The 16,357-nt window shown below is 72.6% G+C and carries 18 protein-coding genes; 6 read left to right on the top strand and 12 right to left on the bottom strand.

Going from position 1 to position 16,357, the window contains the following annotated elements:
- Window positions 1–31: 31 nt before the first annotated feature.
- The 4 genes from FHX74_RS16060 to FHX74_RS16045 all read right to left on the bottom strand — a co-directional run bounded on the left by FHX74_RS16060 (window position 32) and on the right by FHX74_RS16045 (window position 4,397).
- Window positions 32–838 (bottom strand): inositol monophosphatase family protein, encoded by an 807-nt coding sequence (locus tag FHX74_RS16060; RefSeq protein WP_182561203.1) that lies wholly within the window; start codon window positions 836–838, stop codon window positions 32–34.
- A gap of 10 nt (window positions 839–848) precedes the next feature.
- A complete protein-coding gene (gene rsgA, locus FHX74_RS16055; RefSeq protein WP_182561202.1) occupies window positions 849–1,982 on the bottom strand; it encodes a ribosome small subunit-dependent GTPase A in 1,134 nt (377 codons plus the stop codon).
- A complete protein-coding gene (gene aroA, locus FHX74_RS16050) occupies window positions 1,979–3,361 on the bottom strand; it encodes a 3-phosphoshikimate 1-carboxyvinyltransferase (RefSeq protein ID WP_182561201.1) in 1,383 nt (460 codons plus the stop codon). Before aroA ends, rsgA begins: the two co-directional genes overlap by 4 nt.
- 100 nt (window positions 3,362–3,461) lie before the next feature.
- Window positions 3,462–4,397 (bottom strand): DoxX family protein, encoded by a 936-nt coding sequence (locus FHX74_RS16045; RefSeq protein ID WP_182561200.1) that lies wholly within the window; start codon window positions 4,395–4,397, stop codon window positions 3,462–3,464.
- A 109-nt stretch (window positions 4,398–4,506) separates the two neighbouring features.
- Between FHX74_RS16045 and FHX74_RS16040 the strand changes: the two genes are divergently transcribed.
- The 4 genes from FHX74_RS16040 (at window position 4,507) to rsrA (ending at window position 7,294) form a co-directional block, all read left to right on the top strand.
- Window positions 4,507–5,304 (top strand): SOS response-associated peptidase, encoded by a 798-nt coding sequence (locus FHX74_RS16040; RefSeq protein WP_182561199.1) that lies wholly within the window; start codon window positions 4,507–4,509, stop codon window positions 5,302–5,304.
- Entirely contained in the window at window positions 5,291–6,076 is a 786-nt protein-coding gene (locus FHX74_RS16035; RefSeq protein ID WP_182561198.1) for an alpha/beta hydrolase family protein, read from the top strand. The genes FHX74_RS16040 and FHX74_RS16035 overlap by 14 nt, the downstream gene beginning before the upstream one ends.
- A 154-nt stretch (window positions 6,077–6,230) precedes the next feature.
- On the top strand, window positions 6,231–6,962 hold the full coding sequence (locus FHX74_RS16030) for a sigma-70 family RNA polymerase sigma factor (RefSeq protein ID WP_182561197.1): 732 nt from the start codon (window positions 6,231–6,233) through the stop codon (window positions 6,960–6,962).
- Window positions 6,959–7,294, top strand: coding sequence for a mycothiol system anti-sigma-R factor (gene rsrA / locus FHX74_RS16025; RefSeq protein WP_182561196.1), 336 nt, complete (start codon window positions 6,959–6,961; stop codon window positions 7,292–7,294). The genes FHX74_RS16030 and rsrA overlap by 4 nt, the downstream gene beginning before the upstream one ends.
- Before the next feature lie 75 nt (window positions 7,295–7,369).
- Here the strand turns inward: rsrA and FHX74_RS21320 are convergent, their stop codons facing one another.
- The 3 genes from FHX74_RS21320 to FHX74_RS16010 form a co-directional block, all read right to left on the bottom strand.
- A complete protein-coding gene (locus FHX74_RS21320; protein ID WP_369797015.1) occupies window positions 7,370–7,444 on the bottom strand; it encodes a 50S ribosomal protein bL37 in 75 nt (24 codons plus the stop codon).
- Between the two features lie 105 nt (window positions 7,445–7,549).
- Window positions 7,550–9,199, bottom strand: a complete 1,650-nt coding sequence (mctP, locus tag FHX74_RS16015; RefSeq protein WP_182561194.1) for a monocarboxylate uptake permease MctP — start codon at window positions 9,197–9,199, stop codon at window positions 7,550–7,552.
- On the bottom strand, window positions 9,196–9,546 hold the full coding sequence (locus FHX74_RS16010) for a DUF3311 domain-containing protein (RefSeq protein WP_182561193.1): 351 nt from the start codon (window positions 9,544–9,546) through the stop codon (window positions 9,196–9,198). The genes mctP and FHX74_RS16010 overlap by 4 nt, the downstream gene beginning before the upstream one ends.
- A gap of 107 nt (window positions 9,547–9,653) precedes the next feature.
- Here FHX74_RS16010 and FHX74_RS16005 point away from each other — a divergent pair, with 107 nt between their 5' ends.
- Window positions 9,654–11,285 (top strand): sensor histidine kinase, encoded by a 1,632-nt coding sequence (locus FHX74_RS16005; protein ID WP_182561192.1) that lies wholly within the window; start codon window positions 9,654–9,656, stop codon window positions 11,283–11,285.
- 42 nt (window positions 11,286–11,327) lie between these two features.
- Here the strand turns inward: FHX74_RS16005 and FHX74_RS16000 are convergent, their stop codons facing one another.
- On the bottom strand, window positions 11,328–11,579 hold the full coding sequence (locus FHX74_RS16000) for a WhiB family transcriptional regulator (RefSeq protein WP_182561191.1): 252 nt from the start codon (window positions 11,577–11,579) through the stop codon (window positions 11,328–11,330).
- A 210-nt stretch (window positions 11,580–11,789) separates the two neighbouring features.
- Here FHX74_RS16000 and FHX74_RS15995 point away from each other — a divergent pair, with 210 nt between their 5' ends.
- Window positions 11,790–12,230: a hypothetical protein gene (locus FHX74_RS15995; protein WP_182561190.1), complete on the top strand. Its 441-nt coding sequence runs from the start codon at window positions 11,790–11,792 to the stop codon at window positions 12,228–12,230.
- On the opposite strand, the gene FHX74_RS15990 is transcribed toward FHX74_RS15995, so the two are convergent.
- The 4 genes from FHX74_RS15990 to galK form a co-directional block, all read right to left on the bottom strand.
- A complete protein-coding gene (locus FHX74_RS15990) occupies window positions 12,163–13,056 on the bottom strand; it encodes an amino acid ABC transporter ATP-binding protein (RefSeq protein WP_182561189.1) in 894 nt (297 codons plus the stop codon). The two genes, FHX74_RS15995 and FHX74_RS15990, sit on opposite strands and share 68 nt — an antisense overlap.
- Window positions 13,056–14,036, bottom strand: coding sequence for an amino acid ABC transporter permease (locus tag FHX74_RS15985; protein WP_182561188.1), 981 nt, complete (start codon window positions 14,034–14,036; stop codon window positions 13,056–13,058). Before FHX74_RS15985 ends, FHX74_RS15990 begins: the two co-directional genes overlap by 1 nt.
- The gene (locus FHX74_RS15980; RefSeq protein WP_182561347.1) at window positions 14,033–14,935 is read right to left on the bottom strand and encodes an ABC transporter substrate-binding protein; all 903 of its coding nucleotides are present in this window, start codon (window positions 14,933–14,935) and stop codon (window positions 14,033–14,035) included. The genes FHX74_RS15985 and FHX74_RS15980 overlap by 4 nt, the downstream gene beginning before the upstream one ends.
- A 173-nt stretch (window positions 14,936–15,108) precedes the next feature.
- On the bottom strand, window positions 15,109–16,293 hold the full coding sequence (gene galK / locus FHX74_RS15975) for a galactokinase (protein ID WP_182561187.1): 1,185 nt from the start codon (window positions 16,291–16,293) through the stop codon (window positions 15,109–15,111).
- Window positions 16,294–16,357 lie beyond the last annotated feature (64 nt).

Genomic DNA, 16,357 nt, shown 5'->3' with positions numbered 1-16,357 from the left:
GGGACTCGGCGCGGGCCGTGGTCGCTGAAATCTAGCGCGCGGGGCGCAACCGGCGCAGCAGGTCCTCGTGCAGCCGGCCGTTGCTGGCGTAGGCGCCGGCGCCGTTGGGCCCGGGCCGGCCGTCGAGGTCGGTGAACGCACCCCCGGCCTCGGTCACCACCACGGACAGCGCGGCCATGTCGTGCAGCGCCAGCTCGGGCTCGCAGGCCAGGTCGACCGCGCCCTCGGCCACCAGCATGTAGGACCAGAAGTCGCCGTAGGCGCGGCTCCGCCAGACCGACCGCATCAGGTCGACGAACTCCTGGCCCTGCCCGGCCTCCACCCACTCGGCGATCTCGCTGTAGCTGAGCGAGGCGTCCTCGACCGCGGCCACGTCGGAGACGTGGCACGGCTTGGCCTGCATCAGCGACTTCCCGGTGTACGCGCCGCCGCCGGTGCTGGCCCACCACCGCCGGCCGAGGGCCGGCGCGCTGACCACGCCGACCACCGACTCGTCGTTGATCATCAGGCTGATCAGGGTGGCCCAGACCGGGACGCCGCGGACGAAGTTCTTGGTGCCGTCGATCGGGTCGATCACCCACCGGCGCGGACCCCAGCCGGTGTCCTGTCCCTCCTCGCCGTGCACGGCGTCCCGCGGCCGGGCCCGCGACAGGGTCCGCCGGATCGCCTCCTCCACGGCGGTGTCGGCGTCGGTGACCGGGGTCAGGTCGGGCTTGGTGGTGACGTGCAGGTCGAGCGCCTTGAACCGGCTCATGCTGATCGAGTCGGCGTCGTCGGCGAGCAGGTGCGCCAGGCGCAGGTCGTCGGTCAGGGACGCGAGCGCACGGGAGTCGGGCACGGCTCCGACCCTAGCGGCCGGAGGCGATCATGCGGCGGAACGACGACAGCCGCGCGGCCGACAGGTCGCCGCGGGCCGCCGCGGCGTCGAGTCCGCACTCGGGTTCGTCGGCGCCGTGGGTGCAGCCGCGCGGGCAGTCGGCGGTGTAGGCCTCGAGGTCGCCGAAGGCGGCCACGATGCGCTCCGGGGTGACGTGGCTGAGCCCGAACGACCGCACGCCGGGGGTGTCGATCACCCAGCCGGGGTCGGCCCCGTCGTGATCATGCTCGGGACCGCGCCGGTGATCATCCCGGTGATCGTCCCGGTGATCGTCCCGGTGATCGTCCCCGTGCTCGTGGCCCTCGGCTCCCGTCCCGGGGCGGTGGGCGGGGAGCCGCAGCGCGATCGCCGCGGTCGAGGTCTGCCGGCCCCGCCCGGTCACCTCGTTGACGTGCCCGACGGCCCGCCCGGCCCCGGGGATCAGCGCGTTCACCAAGGTCGACTTGCCGACGCCGGAGTGCCCGACGAACACGCTGACGCGGCCGGCCAGCCGGGCGCGCAGCGAGTCGAGGTCGGCCCCGGGCCGGGTGACCTCGATGGTCACGTCGAGCGGCGCGTAGGCGGCCACCAGCTCGTCGGGGTCGGCCAGGTCGGCCTTGGTCAGGCAGAGCACCGGGTCGAGCCCGGCGTCGTAGCCGGCCACCAGCACCCGGTCGATCATCCCGGTCCGCGGCGGCGGGTCGGCCAGGGCGGTGACGATCACCAGCTGGTCTGCGTTGGCCACGATCGGGCGCTCGTAGGGGTCGTCGTCGTCGGCGGTGCGGCGGAGCACCGTGGTCCGCTCGGTGACCTCGACGATCCGGGCCAGGGTGCCCTCGTCGCCGGAGGTGTCGCCGACCACCCGGACCCGGTCGCCGACGATCACGCCCTTGCGGCCGAGCTGACGGGCCTTGGTGGCCAGCACCCGTCGTTCGGCTCCGGCGTCGCCCTGTCCGCCGCCGTCGGGCTCGGTCATCAGCAGGCTGTAGCGACCGCGGTCGATGGTGACGACGACGCCGATCTCGGCGTCGGAGTAGTCCGGGCGGTCCTTGGTGCGGGGTCGGCTGCGGCGGCCCGGCCGCTCGAACCGGGCGTGGTCGTCCTCGCCGATCACCCGGGTGGTCACGAGGCGGAGAGCTCCTCGTCGGCCCGGACCGCGTCGTCGAGCATCCGCTGCCACAGCACCGGGAACTCCGGCATCGTCTTGCCCACGCAGCCGATGTCGTCGAGCACGATGTCGTCGATGACCAGCCCGAGCACGGCACCGGCGTGGGCCATCCGGTGGTCGGCGTAGGTCAGCCAGCCGCTGCTGCGGAGCAGCTTGGGGTGGACGGTGAGTCCGTCGTCGGTCTCGCGGACGCCGGCGCCGACCGCCTCGAGGTCGGTGGCCAGCGCGGCGAGCCGGTCGGTCTCGTGGCCGCGGATGTGGGCGACCCCGTGGAGGTGGCTGGTGTGGTCGGCCAAGGCGGCCAGCACCGCCACCACCGGGGTCAGCTCGGAGGCGTCGGAGAGGTCGAGGTCGACCGCGTGCAGCTGGTCGGTGCCCGTCACGGTGAGCCCGTCGGCGTCCAGCGCCACCTCGGCGCCGAACAGGGCCAGCACCTCCTGGATCCGGTCGCCCGGCTGGTCGGTGCGCTCGGGCCAGTCCGGCACGGTCACCCGGCCGCCGGTGACGGCCGCGGCGGCCAGGAACGGCGCGGCGTTGGCCAGGTCCGGGCCGATGGTGACGTCACGGGCGGCGACCGGGCCGGGGGAGACGATCCAGTGGTCCGGCCGGCTGTCGTCGACCTGGACGCCCCGCTCGCGCAGGTGCGCCACGGTCATCGCGATGTTGGGTGCGCTGGGCACCGCGGCGCCGGTCTGGCTGACGTGGCGGAGGTCGAGCCCGCCGGCCAGCCGGGCCCCGATCATCAACAGCCCGGAGACGAATTGGCTCGAGGCGCTCGCGTCGATCGTGATCACGCCGCCGGGCAGGTCCGGGCGCCCGGTGACCGCGAACGGCAGCCCGCCGCGGTTGCCCTCGCCGATCGGCTCGACGTGCGCGCCGGCGTCGGCGAGACCGTCGAACAGCCCGGCCATCGGCCGGACCCGGGCCGCCTCGTCCCCGTCGAAGGAGGTGCGGCCCTCGGCCAGCGCGGCCAGCGGGGGCAGGAAGCGCATCACGGTGCCGGCCAGCCCGCAGTCGATGGTGGCCCCGGCGGTGAACCGCTCGGGCGGGGTGACCGTCCAGACCGGGGCGTCGTGGCCGTCGCCGTCGTCGATCCGGACGCCGAGCGCGCGCAGCCCGTCGCGCATCAGCCGGGTGTCGCGGGCGTCCAGGCCGTTGGTGATCGTCGAGGGGCGGTCGGCCAGCGCGGCCAGCACCAGCGCCCGTGCGGTCTCCGACTTCGAGCCCGGCACCCGGACGGTGGCCCGCACCGGCACGGTCGCGATCGGCGCGGCCCACGGCTGCGGACCGACTCCCGGCTCGGAGCTCGTCTGGGTCGTCGCGGTCGGTTCCGTCACCCGGCGGAGTCTAACGAGACGCACGGAACGCGAACGGGGGCGATCCGCACCGATGACGGTGCTGATCGCCTCCGTAGCGCGCAGCGGCGGGGTGCCGGGCTCAGTTGGCGCCGAGGTGGATGTTGTCGGCCAGCTTCCCGGCGTTCTTGCTGACGTCCTTGGCGATCGACTGGGCCTGCTTCCCCGCGGTCTTCTGCAGGGTCTTGGCCTGGTCCTGGGCCACCGAGGCGAGCTCGCCGACCTGCTTGCCGACGTCCTTGCGCAGGTGCTTGGTCTTCTTGGCCGCGCGCTTGGCCTGCTTCTCGGCGATCTTGCGGGCCTCGGCGGCGAGCTCGGCGGCCCGCTTCGAGGACTTCTTGGCCTGCTTGGCGGCCTTCTTGCGCGACCGGCGGCTCTGCTTGGCCACCTCGTGCACCAGACCGACGCCGCCCACCGTGGCCAGCTCGGCGAGGTGCTGGGTGTTCTTGCTCAGCGACTTGCCGGCGTCGCCCAGGGTGTCGGCGACCGAGCTCGAGCTCCCGGTCAGCGCGCGCTTGGCCTTCTTGCCGGCCTTGCGGGTCTTCCGCGCCGCACGGTCGGTACCGGCCTGCGCCCGCCAGACCAGGCTCGGCTTGCCCTCGGTGTCGGCCGAGGCGAGCAGCACCCCGCCGAGCAGCGAGACGTTCTTGAGGAAGTGCGCGCGGTCGGCGGCCTTCTCCTCGGCGTCCGAGCGGCTCCAGAACGGGTGCCGGGCCCAGGTCGCCGGGATCAGCGAGGCGGCCAGCAGCAGCGCGCCGACCCGGCGCCCCTTGCCGGTGGCCAGCGCGAGACCGCCGACCACCTGCACGACGCCGTCGATTCGCACCAGGGTGGCGGTGTCCTCGGGGATCCGGCCGCTGATCTCGTCGGGCGCGACCCGCTTGATCACCGGGACGAGCTTGTCGGCCACCGGCTCGGCCTCGGCGACCAGCGCCTGGGGGTTGCGGATGGCCTTGATGCCACTCACCACGAAGTAGCTCGCCAGCATCGGCCGGGCGACGGCGCGCAGAAGACTCATGGCCCTTGTTGTACCAGAACGGGCCTACCGCGCCGGGCTGCGGCTGCCCGGAACGGCGTGCAGGTCCGAGCCTCCCGCGACGTCGGAGCCTCCCGCTACCGTCGGAGCCATGTGCGGCCGCTACGCCTCCTCGGCGAACACCGACGACCTGGTCGAGGAGTTCGACATCGACGAGATCCTCGGCACCCTGCCGGGCCCGGACTACAACGTGGCCCCGACGGTGGCGGTCCCCGCGGTGCTCGAAAGGGTGTCCCGCGACACCGGTGAGACCCGTCGGCGGCTCAGCCCGCTGACCTGGGGGCTGGTGCCGTCCTGGGCCAAGGACCGCGGCGTCGGCGCCCGGATGATCAACGCCCGGGTGGAGACCATCGCCGAGAAGCCGGCCTTCAAGAAGGCCTGTGGTGCCCGCCGGTGCCTGCTGCCCGCCGACGGCTACTACGAGTGGTACGAGACCGAGCGCCGCAACGCCCGCGGCAAGCCGGTCAAGCAGCCGTTCTTCATCCGTCGCGCCGACGGCGGCCGGCTGGCCATGGCCGGGCTGTACGAGATCTGGCGCGACCCGACCAAGGACCGCGACGACGACACCGCCTGGCTCCGCACCTGCACGGTGATCACCACCCGGGCCACCGACGCGGTCGGCCACATCCACGACCGGATGCCGATGGTGCTGACCCCGGAGACCTGGGACGCCTGGCTCGACCCGCACCGCACCGACCCGGCGGCGGCCCGCGAGCTGCTCACCGTCATCCAGCCGACGGCGCTCGAGGTCCACGCCGTCTCCACCGAGGTGAACAGCGTGCAGAACAACCACCCCGGGTTGGTCGAGCCGATCCCCGAGGAGGCCGCCACGGCGAGCGGGACGGGGTCGGCCGGAACCACCGACGGCGGCGCCGATGCGCTCTTCTGACCGGGCCCGCGACCTCGACCGGCAGGGCGACCTCGACCGGCAGGGCGACCTCGACTGGCAGGGCGACGGCGACCCGGAGCCGGTCACGGTCGACACGTCCGAGGGGCCGGGCCGCTTCTTCGCCTCGCCCGCGCCGGACCCGCGCGCGGTGCTGGTGCTCGGGCACGGCGCCGGCGGCGGCGTCGGCGCGGTCGACCTCACCGTGCTGGCCGCCGGCCTGCCGTTCCGCGGGATCAGCGTGGTGCGGTTCGAGCAGCCCTGGCGCACCGCCGGCGGCCGGGTCGCCGTCCGGGCCCCGCGGCTCGACGCGGCCTGGGACGACGCGGTCGGTGCGGTGCTCGACGGGCGGGTCGCCGTCCCCGGCTGGGACCCGGCCCTCCCGCTGTGGACGGGCGGCCGGAGCGCCGGGGCCCGAGTGGCCTGCCGGACCGCCGCCGAGGGCCCGCTGGCCGGCCGGGTGCGTGGCGTGGTGTGCTGCGCGTTCCCGCTGCACCTGCCCGGGCGACCGGAGAAGTCGCGCGCGCACGAGCTGCTCGCACCGGACGTCCCGCGCCTGGTCTGCCAGGGCGAGCGCGACACCTTCGGCACCGCCGACGAGCTGGCCGCGACGATCGGCCCGGGCGCCGGGGCCGTCCGGCTGGTGCGGATCCCGGGGGCGGACCACGGGATGAAGCTGCCGCGCCGGGCCGACCGGGACGGCGCGCCGTTCGGGCTGCCCGAGCTGCGTGCCCTGCTGACCGACGAGGTCGCCCGGTTCGTGCTGGCCGGCTGAGCCCGCGCCACCCGCGCGGCCGGGAATACCCCGAGCCGCGGCCCGTGTTGAACCGGGCGTGATGCAGACCCTCGAACGCCCGGCGACCAGGCCGACCAGCGTGGGCGGCAGCACGTCGGTGGTGGGTCCGGACTCGCCGGTACGCTCGTACCTGATGACGATTCCCGCTGGCTCACCCACCACGGCCGACGACCCCGACCGTTCCGCGACCCTGCCCGGGCGCAGCGACGTCGATCCGGTGGAGCTCGACGACCCGGAGGATCTCGACCGCGCCGGGCAGGAGACGCCGGACGAGACCGACGCCGAGCGCGACGCCCGGTTCGAGGCCGACGCCCTCGGCTACCTGAACCAGCTCTACGCGGCGGCGCTGCGGATGACCCGCAACCCGTCCGACGCCGAGGACCTGGTCCAGGAGACCTTCGCGAAGGCCTACTCCTCGTTCCACCAGTTCCGGCCCGGGACGAACCTCAAGGCCTGGCTCTACCGGATCCTGACCAACACCTACATCAACACCTACCGGAAGCGTCAGCGCCAGCCGCAGATCTCCGACGGTGCCGACGTCGAGGACTGGCAGCTCGCCCGCGCCGAGTCGCACACCTCCTCGGGGCTCAAGTCCGCCGAGGTCGAGGCGCTGGAGAACCTGCCCGACACCGACGTCAAGGAAGCACTGGGAGCGCTGGCTCCGGACTTCCGGCTCGCGGTGTTCCTGGCCGACGTCGAGGGCTTCTCCTACAAGGAGATCGCCGAGATCATGGGGACGCCGATCGGCACCGTGATGTCGCGGCTCAACCGGGGGCGCAAGCAGTTGCGGACCCGGCTCGGCGACTACGCCCGCGAGCGGGGCCTGCTCCGCGAGGAGGACGCGCGGGAAGGGGTGAAGGCATGAGCAGCGGACACGCACACGACCAGGCACACGACCACGCACACGACCACGGCGGGGACCCGGACGATCCCGACGCGGCGCTGCACTCCGACGACTGCGAGACGGTGCTGGCCAAGGTCTACGAGTTCCTCGACCATGAGATCGAGCACGCCGACGGCGACCGGATCCGGGCCCACCTGGCGGCCTGCGAACCCTGCCTGGAGACCTTCGACGCCGAGCAGGCGCTCAAGTCGCTGGTGGCCCGGTGCTGTGGTGGGGACGTCGCGCCCGACCACCTGCGGCTCAAGGTGATGGCCAAGATCACCCGCACCCAGGTGACGCTCCGCGAGTCCTGACACCGCTTCAGCACGAACGACGAGACCCTCCCGACCGGCCGGTCGGGAGGGTCTCGTCACGTGACGGCGACGTCCTCAGGCGTTGGGGCGCTTGCCGTGGTTCGCGCCCTTCTTCCTGCGGGCGCGGCGCTTGCGGCCGGTCTTGCCCATGTGCTCCTCCTCGTTCGTGCTGGTCGTGCTGCGGACCAGCCGACCATTCTGCCACCGGCGGGTCCGCATCGCGGAATCCGCGCTCCCGCTGAGCGCGGACCGCGCTCAGTGGATCGAGCCGCGGACGTCCAGCTGCTGCGCCACCCCGCGGTCACCGGCGTCGGCGAAGTAGTCGGCGGGACGGGTGATGTCGGTGCCGTTCGACACCTTGGCGGCCCGCAGGATCAGCGTCAGCACCGCCGCCACCACCAGGTTGAGCAGCAGCGCGGTGAAGCCGATGTAGCCCGCCTGACCGAGCCCGGGGACCACCGCCAGCGAGTTGCCGAAGTGGGTGCTGGCCGTGCAGGCCGTGCAGCCGCCGTAGGCGGTGACCGTGCCGTAGACCATCCCGACGGCCCAGCCGGCGAGCAGCGCCCAGCGGTGGAACCAGCGGGTGAACAGCCCGATCACCACGCTGGGCAGCGTCTGCAGGATCCAGATGCCGCCGAGCAGCTGGAAGTTCAGCGCGTTCTGCTTGTCGAGCAGCAGCACGAACCCGAGCGCACCGAGCTTGGTCAGCAGCGAGACGATCTTGGACACCTTGGCCTCGGTGGCGTCGCTGGCGTCGGGGCGGAAGAAGGCCCGGTAGATGTTGCGGGTGAACAGGTTGGCCGCGGCGATCGACATGATCGCCGCCGGGACCAGCGCCCCGATGGCGATCGCGGCGAAGGCGACGCCGGCGAACCAGCTGGGGAAGTGGTCCTCGAACAGCTGGGGGATGACCAGCTGCGGGTTCACCTTGCCGTCCAGCCCGATCGGCTTGGTGCCGGCCTTGATCGCCACGAACCCGAGCAGCGCCAGCAGCCCGAGCAGCAGCGAGTACGCCGGCAGGATCATCGCGTTGCGTCGGCCGGTGCTGCGGTCCTTGGCGCTGAGGGCGGCGGTCACGCTGTGCGGGTACATGAACAGCGCCAGTGCCGAGCCGAGGGCCAGCGACGCGTACGCCCAGTACTGCTTGGCCGTGGGGACGAACACCCCGGTCACCGCCTGCGGGTTGGCCGCCGTGGGTTTCGGGGTGGCCATCTTGGCCTGCGCCGCGTCGAAGATCGCGTGCCAGCCGCCGAACTGGCCCGGCAGGTAGAGCACCGCGACGATGATCACGATGTAGATCAGCAGGTCCTTGACCACGGCGATCATGGCCGGGGCCCGGAGCCCGGAGGAGTAGGTGTAGGCGGCCAGTACCACGAAGGCGATGAACAGCGGGATGTCGCGGGCCAGCGCGCTCCGCCCGCCCAGGCCCACCACCTCGAGCACCGCCTGGATGCCCACCAGCTGGAGCGCGATGTAGGGCATCGTGGCCAGGATCCCGGTGACCGCGATGGCCAGGCTCAGCCCGCGGCTGCCGTAGCGACCCTGGACGATGTCGGCCGGGGTGACGAACCCGTGCCGGTGCGCGACCGACCACATCCGGGCCAGGAAGAAGAAGATGATCGGGTAGAGGACGATCGTGTAGGGCACCGCGAAGAAGCCGGAGACGGCGCCCGCGGTGAACATCGCCGCCGGCACCGCGATGAAGGTGTAGGCGGTGTAGAGGTCACCGCCGAGCAGGAACCAGGTCACCCAGGTGCCGAAGCGGCGGCCGCCCAGGCCCCACTCCTCGAGCGAGCCGAGCCCGGTCTCGGACCGGCGCCAGCGGGCGGCCAGGAAGCCCATCACCGCGACGGCGACGAAGAGGACGATCAGGATGGCGAGCGCCACCCCGTTGATGCCGGTCATCGGTGCTCCTCGCTCGCGTCCTGGCCCGGTGTCCCCGCGGTCCCGCCGTCGCGCGACCGGGCCTCGAACCGGCGCTGCTCGGCGCGCAGCAGCAGGAAGGCGATCGCGCAGCAGCCGGCGGCCAGGAACACCCAGATCAGCTGGTAGGCGTAGAAGAACGGGAAGCCGAGGATCCGCGGCTCCACCGAGGCGTAGGTGCCGACCAGCAGCGGCAGCACGATGCCGGCCAGCAGCACGAGGCCGGCCACCACCTTGGTCGGGCTGGGCCTCCAGCGCGGGTCGGTCTGCTCGACCGACCCGGTCGCGGATCCCTGCGGCGGTGCGGGTTCGACGGCGTCCTCAGCCATGACGCAGGCTTATCACGCGCGACCCTCCGCCGTCCCGCGCTGAGCGCCGGTGTCGGGCGCCGCGCTCGCGGGCGGGCCTCGTCACCCGGGTGTGGCAGGGTGGAGGCATGCCGTCGATGTCGGAGGTGATCGCCGAGCACACCCAGTTGTCGGCCGACGACGAGGCGTGGCTCCGGCAGCTGGTCGAGGAGTGGCAGCTGCTCGCCGACCTGTCCTTCTCCGACCTGGTGCTCTGGGTCCCCGAGGCCGACGAGAACGTCTTCTGGGCGGCGGCGCAGATCCGTCCGACCACCGGTCCGACCGCGCTGGTCGACGACGTGGTCGGCGACCTGATCGCCTACTCCCCGGACCACCTGGTCACCGAGGCCTTCCTCAGCGGGCAGATCACCCAGACCAGCGAGGGCAAGCTGCAGGCCGGCATTCCGGTCGGGGTGCACGCGGTCCCGGTGGCCCGCGAGGGCCGGGTGATCGCGGTGGTCGAGCAGCACACCAACCAGCTGGCCGTCCGTTCGGCCGGCGCGCTCGAGCGGGCCTACCTGCAGACCGCCACCGACCTGTCCGACATGGTCCGCACCGGGGCGTTCCCGTTCCCCGGTCACCGTCCGGCGGTGGTGCTGCGACCCGGCGACGGGTTCATCCGGCTGGACGCCAACGGCGAGGTCGTCTACGCCAGCCCGAACGCGCTGAGCGCCTACCGGCGGCTCGGCCTGACCGCCGACCTGATCGACGCGCACCTGGCCCGGCTGACCGACGAGCTGGTGCCGCACCGCGGTCCGATCGACGAGTCGCTCGAGTCGGTGCTGTCCGGCACCCGGGCGCGCGAGGCCGAGGTGGTGGCCGAGGACGCCCACGTGCTGATCCGCTCGCTCCCGCTGACTCCCGACGGCGTCCACGTCGGCGCGGTGGTGCTGCTCCGCGACGTCACCGACCTGCGCAGCCGCGAGCGCGAGCTGATGAGCAAGGACGCGACGATCCGCGAGATCCACCACCGGGTCAAGAACAACCTGCAGACCGTGGCCGCGCTGCTCCGCATGCAGTCGCGGCGGATCGAGTCCGAGGACGCCCGGGCTGCGCTCCGCGACGCGATGTCGCGGGTCGCCTCGATCGCCATCGTCCACGAGACGCTGTCGCAGACCTTCGACGAGGTGGTGCGGTTCGACCAGGTCGCCGACCACATCCTGCGGATGGTCGGCGACGTGGCGGCGCACGAGGGCGCGGTGACGGCCCGGCGGATCGGCAGCTTCGGCGACGTCTCGGCCGCGGTGGCCGCGAACCTGTCCCTGGTGATGACCGAGCTGTGCCAGAACGCCATCGAGCACGGGCTGGCCACCGGCTCCGGCGAGGTGGTGGTCAACTCCTGGGTCGAGGGGGAGTGGCTGCACCTGCAGGTGTGGGACAACGGCCGCGGGCTGCCCGAGGGGTTCTCGCTGCAGAACCTGCGGAGCCTGGGGTTGTCGATCGTCTCGAACCTGGTCAGCGAGCTCGGCGGCGACTTCGACCTGGGCCCGCGGTGGGACGGCAAGGGCACCATGGCCACGGTCGACGTGCCGATGTCCGCGGTGCGGCGGCCCCCGGTGCAGGCCGCCCCGGCCACGCCGGCCGCCTCGCCGGCGGGACGCGCCGGGGGACCGACGGCGGGCGGCGCCCAGCCGGTCGACCCGGTCCAGGTGCTCGGTCCGGTGCAGGCGATCGCCCCCGGACAGACGACGACGCCGGACCGATTCGGGCCGACGTCGTGATCTGCGTGCGGGTGAACCCGCGCGATGCTCGTGCTGTGGTGCTCAGGCCGTCCTGATCCGGGACCGGGCCGCGCGCCGCTTGAGGGCCCGCCGCTCGTCCTCGCTCAGACCACCCCAGACTCCGTGGTCCTGTCCGGCTTCGAGCGCCCACTGCAGGCATGCATCGCGCACGTCGCACCGGCGGCAGACCTGCTTGGCCTCCTCGATCTGAAGAAGGGCGGGGCCGGTGTTCCCGATCGGGAAGAACAGCTCCGGGTCCTCTTCGAGGCAGGCAGCCTTGTGGCGCCAATCCATGAACGTATACGCTCCTTGTTTCGCTGACCTGCGGGCACGGGTCGGGTCTCGGTCCTCGCCCGGCCACACACTCTCCCAAGTAATGCAGGTCTACACAAGGGTTCGGCACGTCGGGTCGCTCACATTGACCCTTCCCGCGCTGGAAACCGCTGACCGGGCCTGAAAACGCGCTGTGACCCGCTCTTTTGCGGCCGCCGTACAGTGATCCGCGTGACTGCATCGACCCGGCCGCCGGGGCTGCTGCCGGCTGCCGTGCTGGTGGCGCTGGAGGGGATCGCCGCACTGGCCTACGGCGTCTTCGAGGTGTTCCAGATCCGGCCCGAACGGTTGGTGGTCGGGCTCGGCGCCGGCATCCTGCTGGTCGGCTACGGCGTCGCGCTGCTGGCCCTGGCCCGCGGGCTGCTGCGGGTCCGGCGCTGGACCCGGGCGCCGGTGGTGGCCACCCAGCTGATCCACCTGCCACTCGCCTGGAACTTCCGCGAGGGCGGCACCGCCTGGTTCGCGGTGCTGCTCGGGCTGGCCTCGGTCGTGGTGCTGGTCTGCATGTTCCTGCCGTCGTCGACGGCGGCGCTGGCCCGCGAGGTCAGTGGACCCGACGACGCTCCGGATCCTCCCCGGGCTCCGGACCGGAAGCCCCCGGCGGGTCGCTGAGCTCACCGAGCTCCTCGAGCGTCTCCAGCGCGCGGGCCGCCTCGAGCTCCTGCTCGGCGTCCTGCCGGACCCGGCGCAGGAACGTCCGTGTCCGCTCCTCCTGGGGGTGCAGCAGCACCTCGTCGGGCGCGCCGGCCTCGACCACCACGCCGTCGTCCATGAACACCACCCGGTCGGCCACCTCGCGGGCGAAGGTCATCTCGTGGGTCACCACGATCATGGTCATCCCGTGGGCGGCCAGGTCGCGCATCGCGGTGAGCACCTCACCGACCAGCTCGGGGTCGAGTGCGGAGGTGGGCTCGTCGAACAGCATCAGCTCCGGCTCCATGGCCAGGGCACGGGCGATGGCCACCCGCTGCTGCTGGCCGCCGGAGAGCTGGGCGGGGTAGTAGTCGGCCCGGTCGGCCAGCCCGACGGTCTCGAGCAGCGTCCGGGCCTGCGCGGTCGCCGCGGCCCGTGACTTCCGCCGCACGGTGATCGGCGCCTCGATGACGTTCTGGAGCGCGGTCTTGTGCGGGAACAGGTTGAACCGCTGGAAGACCATCCCGATCCGTGCGCGCTGCCGGGCGATGTCGGCGTCGCGCCGGACGTGCAACCGGCCCTTGACCTCCTTGAAGCCGATCAGCTCGCCGTCGACCCGGATCCGGCCGCCGGTCAGCGTCTCCATCTGGTTGATCAGCCGGAGGAAGGTGGTCTTGCCCGAGCCGGAGGGGCCGAGCAGACACACGACCTCGCCGCGGTCGACGGTCAGGTCGATGCCCTTGAGCACCTCGTGGTGGCCGAAGGCCTTGGTGACGTTGACCGCCTCGACCAGGTGGTCGGCCATCAGTGCCCCGCTCCGGCGGCCAGCGCCGCGCGGGCCTGCGCCCGGGTGGAGCGCGCCCCGAACCCGCGGCCGAAGTGCCGCTCGAGCCAGGCCTGGCCGACCATCATGATCGAGGTGACGATCAGGTAGTAGAGCACCGCGGCCAGGTAGGACGGGACGATCTGGTAGGTCCGGTTGGCGATCGCCCCCACCTGGTAGAAGAGCTCGGAGGTGAACGAGCCGAGGACGATCAGCAGCGAGGTGTCCTTCATCATCGCGATGGTCTCGTTGCCGGTCGGCGGCACGATCACCCGCATCGCCTGCGGCAGCACGATCCGGCGCATGGCCAGCGGCGACTTCATCCCGAGCGCCAGCGCGGCCTCGCGCTGGCCCTTGTCGACGCTGAGGATGCCGGCCCGGGCGATCTCGGCCATGTAGGCCGCCTCCGAGGCGCCGAGCCCGATGATCGCGCCGAGGAAGCCGCCGAACAGGGTGTTGGCGTCGAAGGTGGCGAACCGCCAGTCGCCCCGCAGCCCGAGAGCCTCGATGATCTTCCAGTCGAAGGGGACGCCGAGTGCGATGCCCTTAGGGAAGATCAGGCCCATGGCCGCGCCCATGAAGGTGAGCAGGACGATCCGGGGGATCGACCGGAACACCCAGGTGTAGACCCAGGAGACACCGCGCAGGATGGGGTTGTCCGAGAGCCGCATCACGGCGAGCAGCACCCCGAAGGCGATCCCGACGATCATGGTCAGCACGGTGACCAGCAGGGTGCCGACGAACAGGCCCTGGATCACCGGGGCCTGGTTCATCACCTCGAAGACGAACGGCCAGTTGAAGACCGGGTTGAAGATGATCATGTTGACGAACATGGCCACCAGCACCACGATCACCGCCACCGCGACCCACCGGCCGTAGTGGCGGACGCCGACCGCCTCGATCCGCCCGGGGCGCTCCGCGCTCCGGGTGCTCGTCGGTTCGCCCGCCGGGCCCGCGGTCATGAGCTGGGGTTGACCTCGAAGCTGGTGACGGCACCCGACTGGATGCCCCACTTCTCCAGCGCGGCCTTGTAGCTGCCGTCGGCCTCGATCTCCTTGAGGGCCCCGGCCAGCGCGTCGGCGAAGTCGGTCTGGTCCTTCTTGACCACGTAGCCGTACGGGGCCGCGTCGTAGACGTCGCCGACCGTGGCCAGCTTGCCCTGCGACTGCTTGACCGCGTAGGCGGTCACCGGGGAGTCGGCGAGCATCGCGTCGGCCCGGCCGCCCACCACCGCCGCGGTGGCCTGGTCCTGGCCGGTGAACCGGAGCACCTTGATCGGGTTCGACCCGCACTTCTTCTGCCGCGCCGGCAGGTCGTCGGTGTCCTGGACGGTGGCCTTCTGCACCGCGACGGTCTTGCCGCACGCGTTGTCGGGCTGGACGCCCTTGGGGTTGCCGGCCTGGGTGGCCCACTGGGTGCCCGCGCTGTAGTAGCTCACCATCGTGACCTGCTTCTCGCGCTCGGCGTTGATGGTGAACGAGCTGATGCCCATGTCGTACTTGCCGGACTGGACGCCGACGATGATCGTGTCGAAGCTCGACGGGACGAATTCGGCCTTGACCCCGAGCTTGGCCGCCACCGCGTCGAACAGGTCGACGTCCGCGCCGATCACGGTCTTGCCGTCGGAGTCGAGGAACTCGTTGGGCGCATAGGTCGGGTCGGTGCCGATCTTGATCACGCCGGCCGACTTGATGCTGGCCGGCAGCTTGGCGGCCAGCGCCTGGTCGACGGTCTGCGCCTTGGTGGAGGTCTCGGTCGAGGGCTGGCCGGCCGGCTGCCCGCTGAGCGAGTTCGAGCCGCACCCGCTGAGCGCGGTGGCCGCCACCATCACGGCGGCGCCCAGTCCGGCGGTGAGCCGCATCTTCACGAAGATCTCCCTTGTCGTTGACGAGCGTGTCCGACGAGCCTGTCGCGCTGCATCTTCACACCCTCCGGCTGAGCACGGGGTGTGGGGACGGGAGGGTCACACGATTGCAACCAAACCGCAAACCAGGCGCGGGCCGACGTCCTGACCGGGGTGGTGGTCGGCCGTGATCAGCGCAGCCGGCGCGCGCCCGCCGACGGGACGCCGACGAAGTGCGCGGGAGCGCCGAACCCGGCCTCGGCGAAGCGCTCGGCGACGTGGCCGGCGACGCGGTCCGCGGACCCCGCCGGGACCAGCGCGATGATGCAGCCCCCGAACCCGCCGCCGGTCATCCGCGCGCCGAGCGCGCCGGCCTCGCGAGCCGCGGTGACCGCCAGGTCGACGGTGGGCACGGTGATCTCGAAGTCGTCCCGCATCGAGACGTGCGAGGCGTCGAGCAGCGCGGCGAACCCCGTCCAGTCGCCCTCGGCCAGGCTGCGCCGGGCCCGGAGCACCCGGTCGTCCTCGGTCACCACGTGTCGGACCCGGCGCTGGAGCACGGCGCCGTCGGACTCGCCGGCGAGCCGGGTGAGCGCGCCCTCGAGATCGGCGTCGGTGACGTCGCGGAGCGCGGCCACGCCGAGCAGCTCCGCGGCCCGGTCGCAGCTGGCCCGGCGCTCGGCGTACTCGCCGTCGACGTGGCTGTGCGGGGTCTTGGTGTCGAGCACGAGCAGCTCCAGCCCGGCGTCGCCGAGGGCCAGTGGCACCTGCTCGGTGGCGTTGCTGCGGCAGTCGAAGAGCAGCGCGTGGTCGGCGGTGCACAGGGTCGAGGCGGCCTGGTCGAGCAGCCCGGTGGGTGCCCCGACGAAGACGTTCTCGCACCGACGCGCCAGCTTGGCCCGCTCGAGCCCGTCGATCTCCAGCCCGTTGAGGTCGGCCAGGGCGGTCAGCACCCCGCACTCGAGCGCGGCGGACGAGCTCAGCCCTGCCCCGAGCGGGACGTCGGAGCTGAGCACCAGGTCGGCGCCGTCCACCCGGTGTCCGGCCTCGCGGAGCGCCCACACCACGCCGGCGGCGTAGGCCGCCCAGCCGGCCATCCCCGGCACCAGGTCATCCGGGCCGAACGCCACCGGGTGGTCGGTCTGCAGCGAGGCGACCGTCCAGGTGCCGTCGGTGCGCGGGCCGGCGGCCACGGTGACCTGCTGGGCCAGCGCGAACGGCATCACGAAACCGTCGTTGTAGTCGGTGTGCTCGCCGATCAGGTTGACCCGCCCGGGGCCGGCCCACACCCCGGCCGGCTCGCTGCCGTGGGCGTCGCGGAAGGCGGTGACGACCTGGTCGATCGCGGCGGTCTCGGCGTCGGTGTGCGCGGGCATGGCGAGACCGTACCGCGGTCCCACGGAGGAGCGAGGCCGGTTTTGCATAGTCATGCAGACCTCG

It is taken from the genome of Microlunatus kandeliicorticis, assembly GCF_014137855.1.
Taxonomy (GTDB): Bacteria; Actinomycetota; Actinomycetes; order Propionibacteriales; family Propionibacteriaceae; genus Microlunatus; species Microlunatus kandeliicorticis.
Note: the sequence above shows the minus strand (reverse complement) of the source record. Positions and strands in the feature narration are given on the sequence as shown.

Coding starts and splice junctions, on each gene's coding strand:
- FHX74_RS16045 (WP_182561200.1), bottom strand. CDS start 4,397: ATGAGTCTTCTGCGCGCCGTCGCCCGGCCGATGCTGGCGAGCTACTTC.
- FHX74_RS16040 (WP_182561199.1), top strand. CDS start 4,507: ATGTGCGGCCGCTACGCCTCCTCGGCGAACACCGACGACCTGGTCGAG.
- FHX74_RS16035 (WP_182561198.1), top strand. CDS start 5,291: ATGCGCTCTTCTGACCGGGCCCGCGACCTCGACCGGCAGGGCGACCTC.
- FHX74_RS16030 (WP_182561197.1), top strand. CDS start 6,231: ATGACGATTCCCGCTGGCTCACCCACCACGGCCGACGACCCCGACCGT.
- rsrA (WP_182561196.1), top strand. CDS start 6,959: ATGAGCAGCGGACACGCACACGACCAGGCACACGACCACGCACACGAC.
- mctP (WP_182561194.1), bottom strand. CDS start 9,199: ATGACCGGCATCAACGGGGTGGCGCTCGCCATCCTGATCGTCCTCTTC.
- FHX74_RS16010 (WP_182561193.1), bottom strand. CDS start 9,546: ATGGCTGAGGACGCCGTCGAACCCGCACCGCCGCAGGGATCCGCGACC.
- FHX74_RS16005 (WP_182561192.1), top strand. CDS start 9,654: ATGCCGTCGATGTCGGAGGTGATCGCCGAGCACACCCAGTTGTCGGCC.
- FHX74_RS16000 (WP_182561191.1), bottom strand. CDS start 11,579: ATGGATTGGCGCCACAAGGCTGCCTGCCTCGAAGAGGACCCGGAGCTG.
- FHX74_RS15990 (WP_182561189.1), bottom strand. CDS start 13,056: ATGGCCGACCACCTGGTCGAGGCGGTCAACGTCACCAAGGCCTTCGGC.
- FHX74_RS15985 (WP_182561188.1), bottom strand. CDS start 14,036: ATGACCGCGGGCCCGGCGGGCGAACCGACGAGCACCCGGAGCGCGGAG.
- FHX74_RS15980 (WP_182561347.1), bottom strand. CDS start 14,935: ATGCGGCTCACCGCCGGACTGGGCGCCGCCGTGATGGTGGCGGCCACC.
- galK (WP_182561187.1), bottom strand. CDS start 16,293: ATGCCCGCGCACACCGACGCCGAGACCGCCGCGATCGACCAGGTCGTC.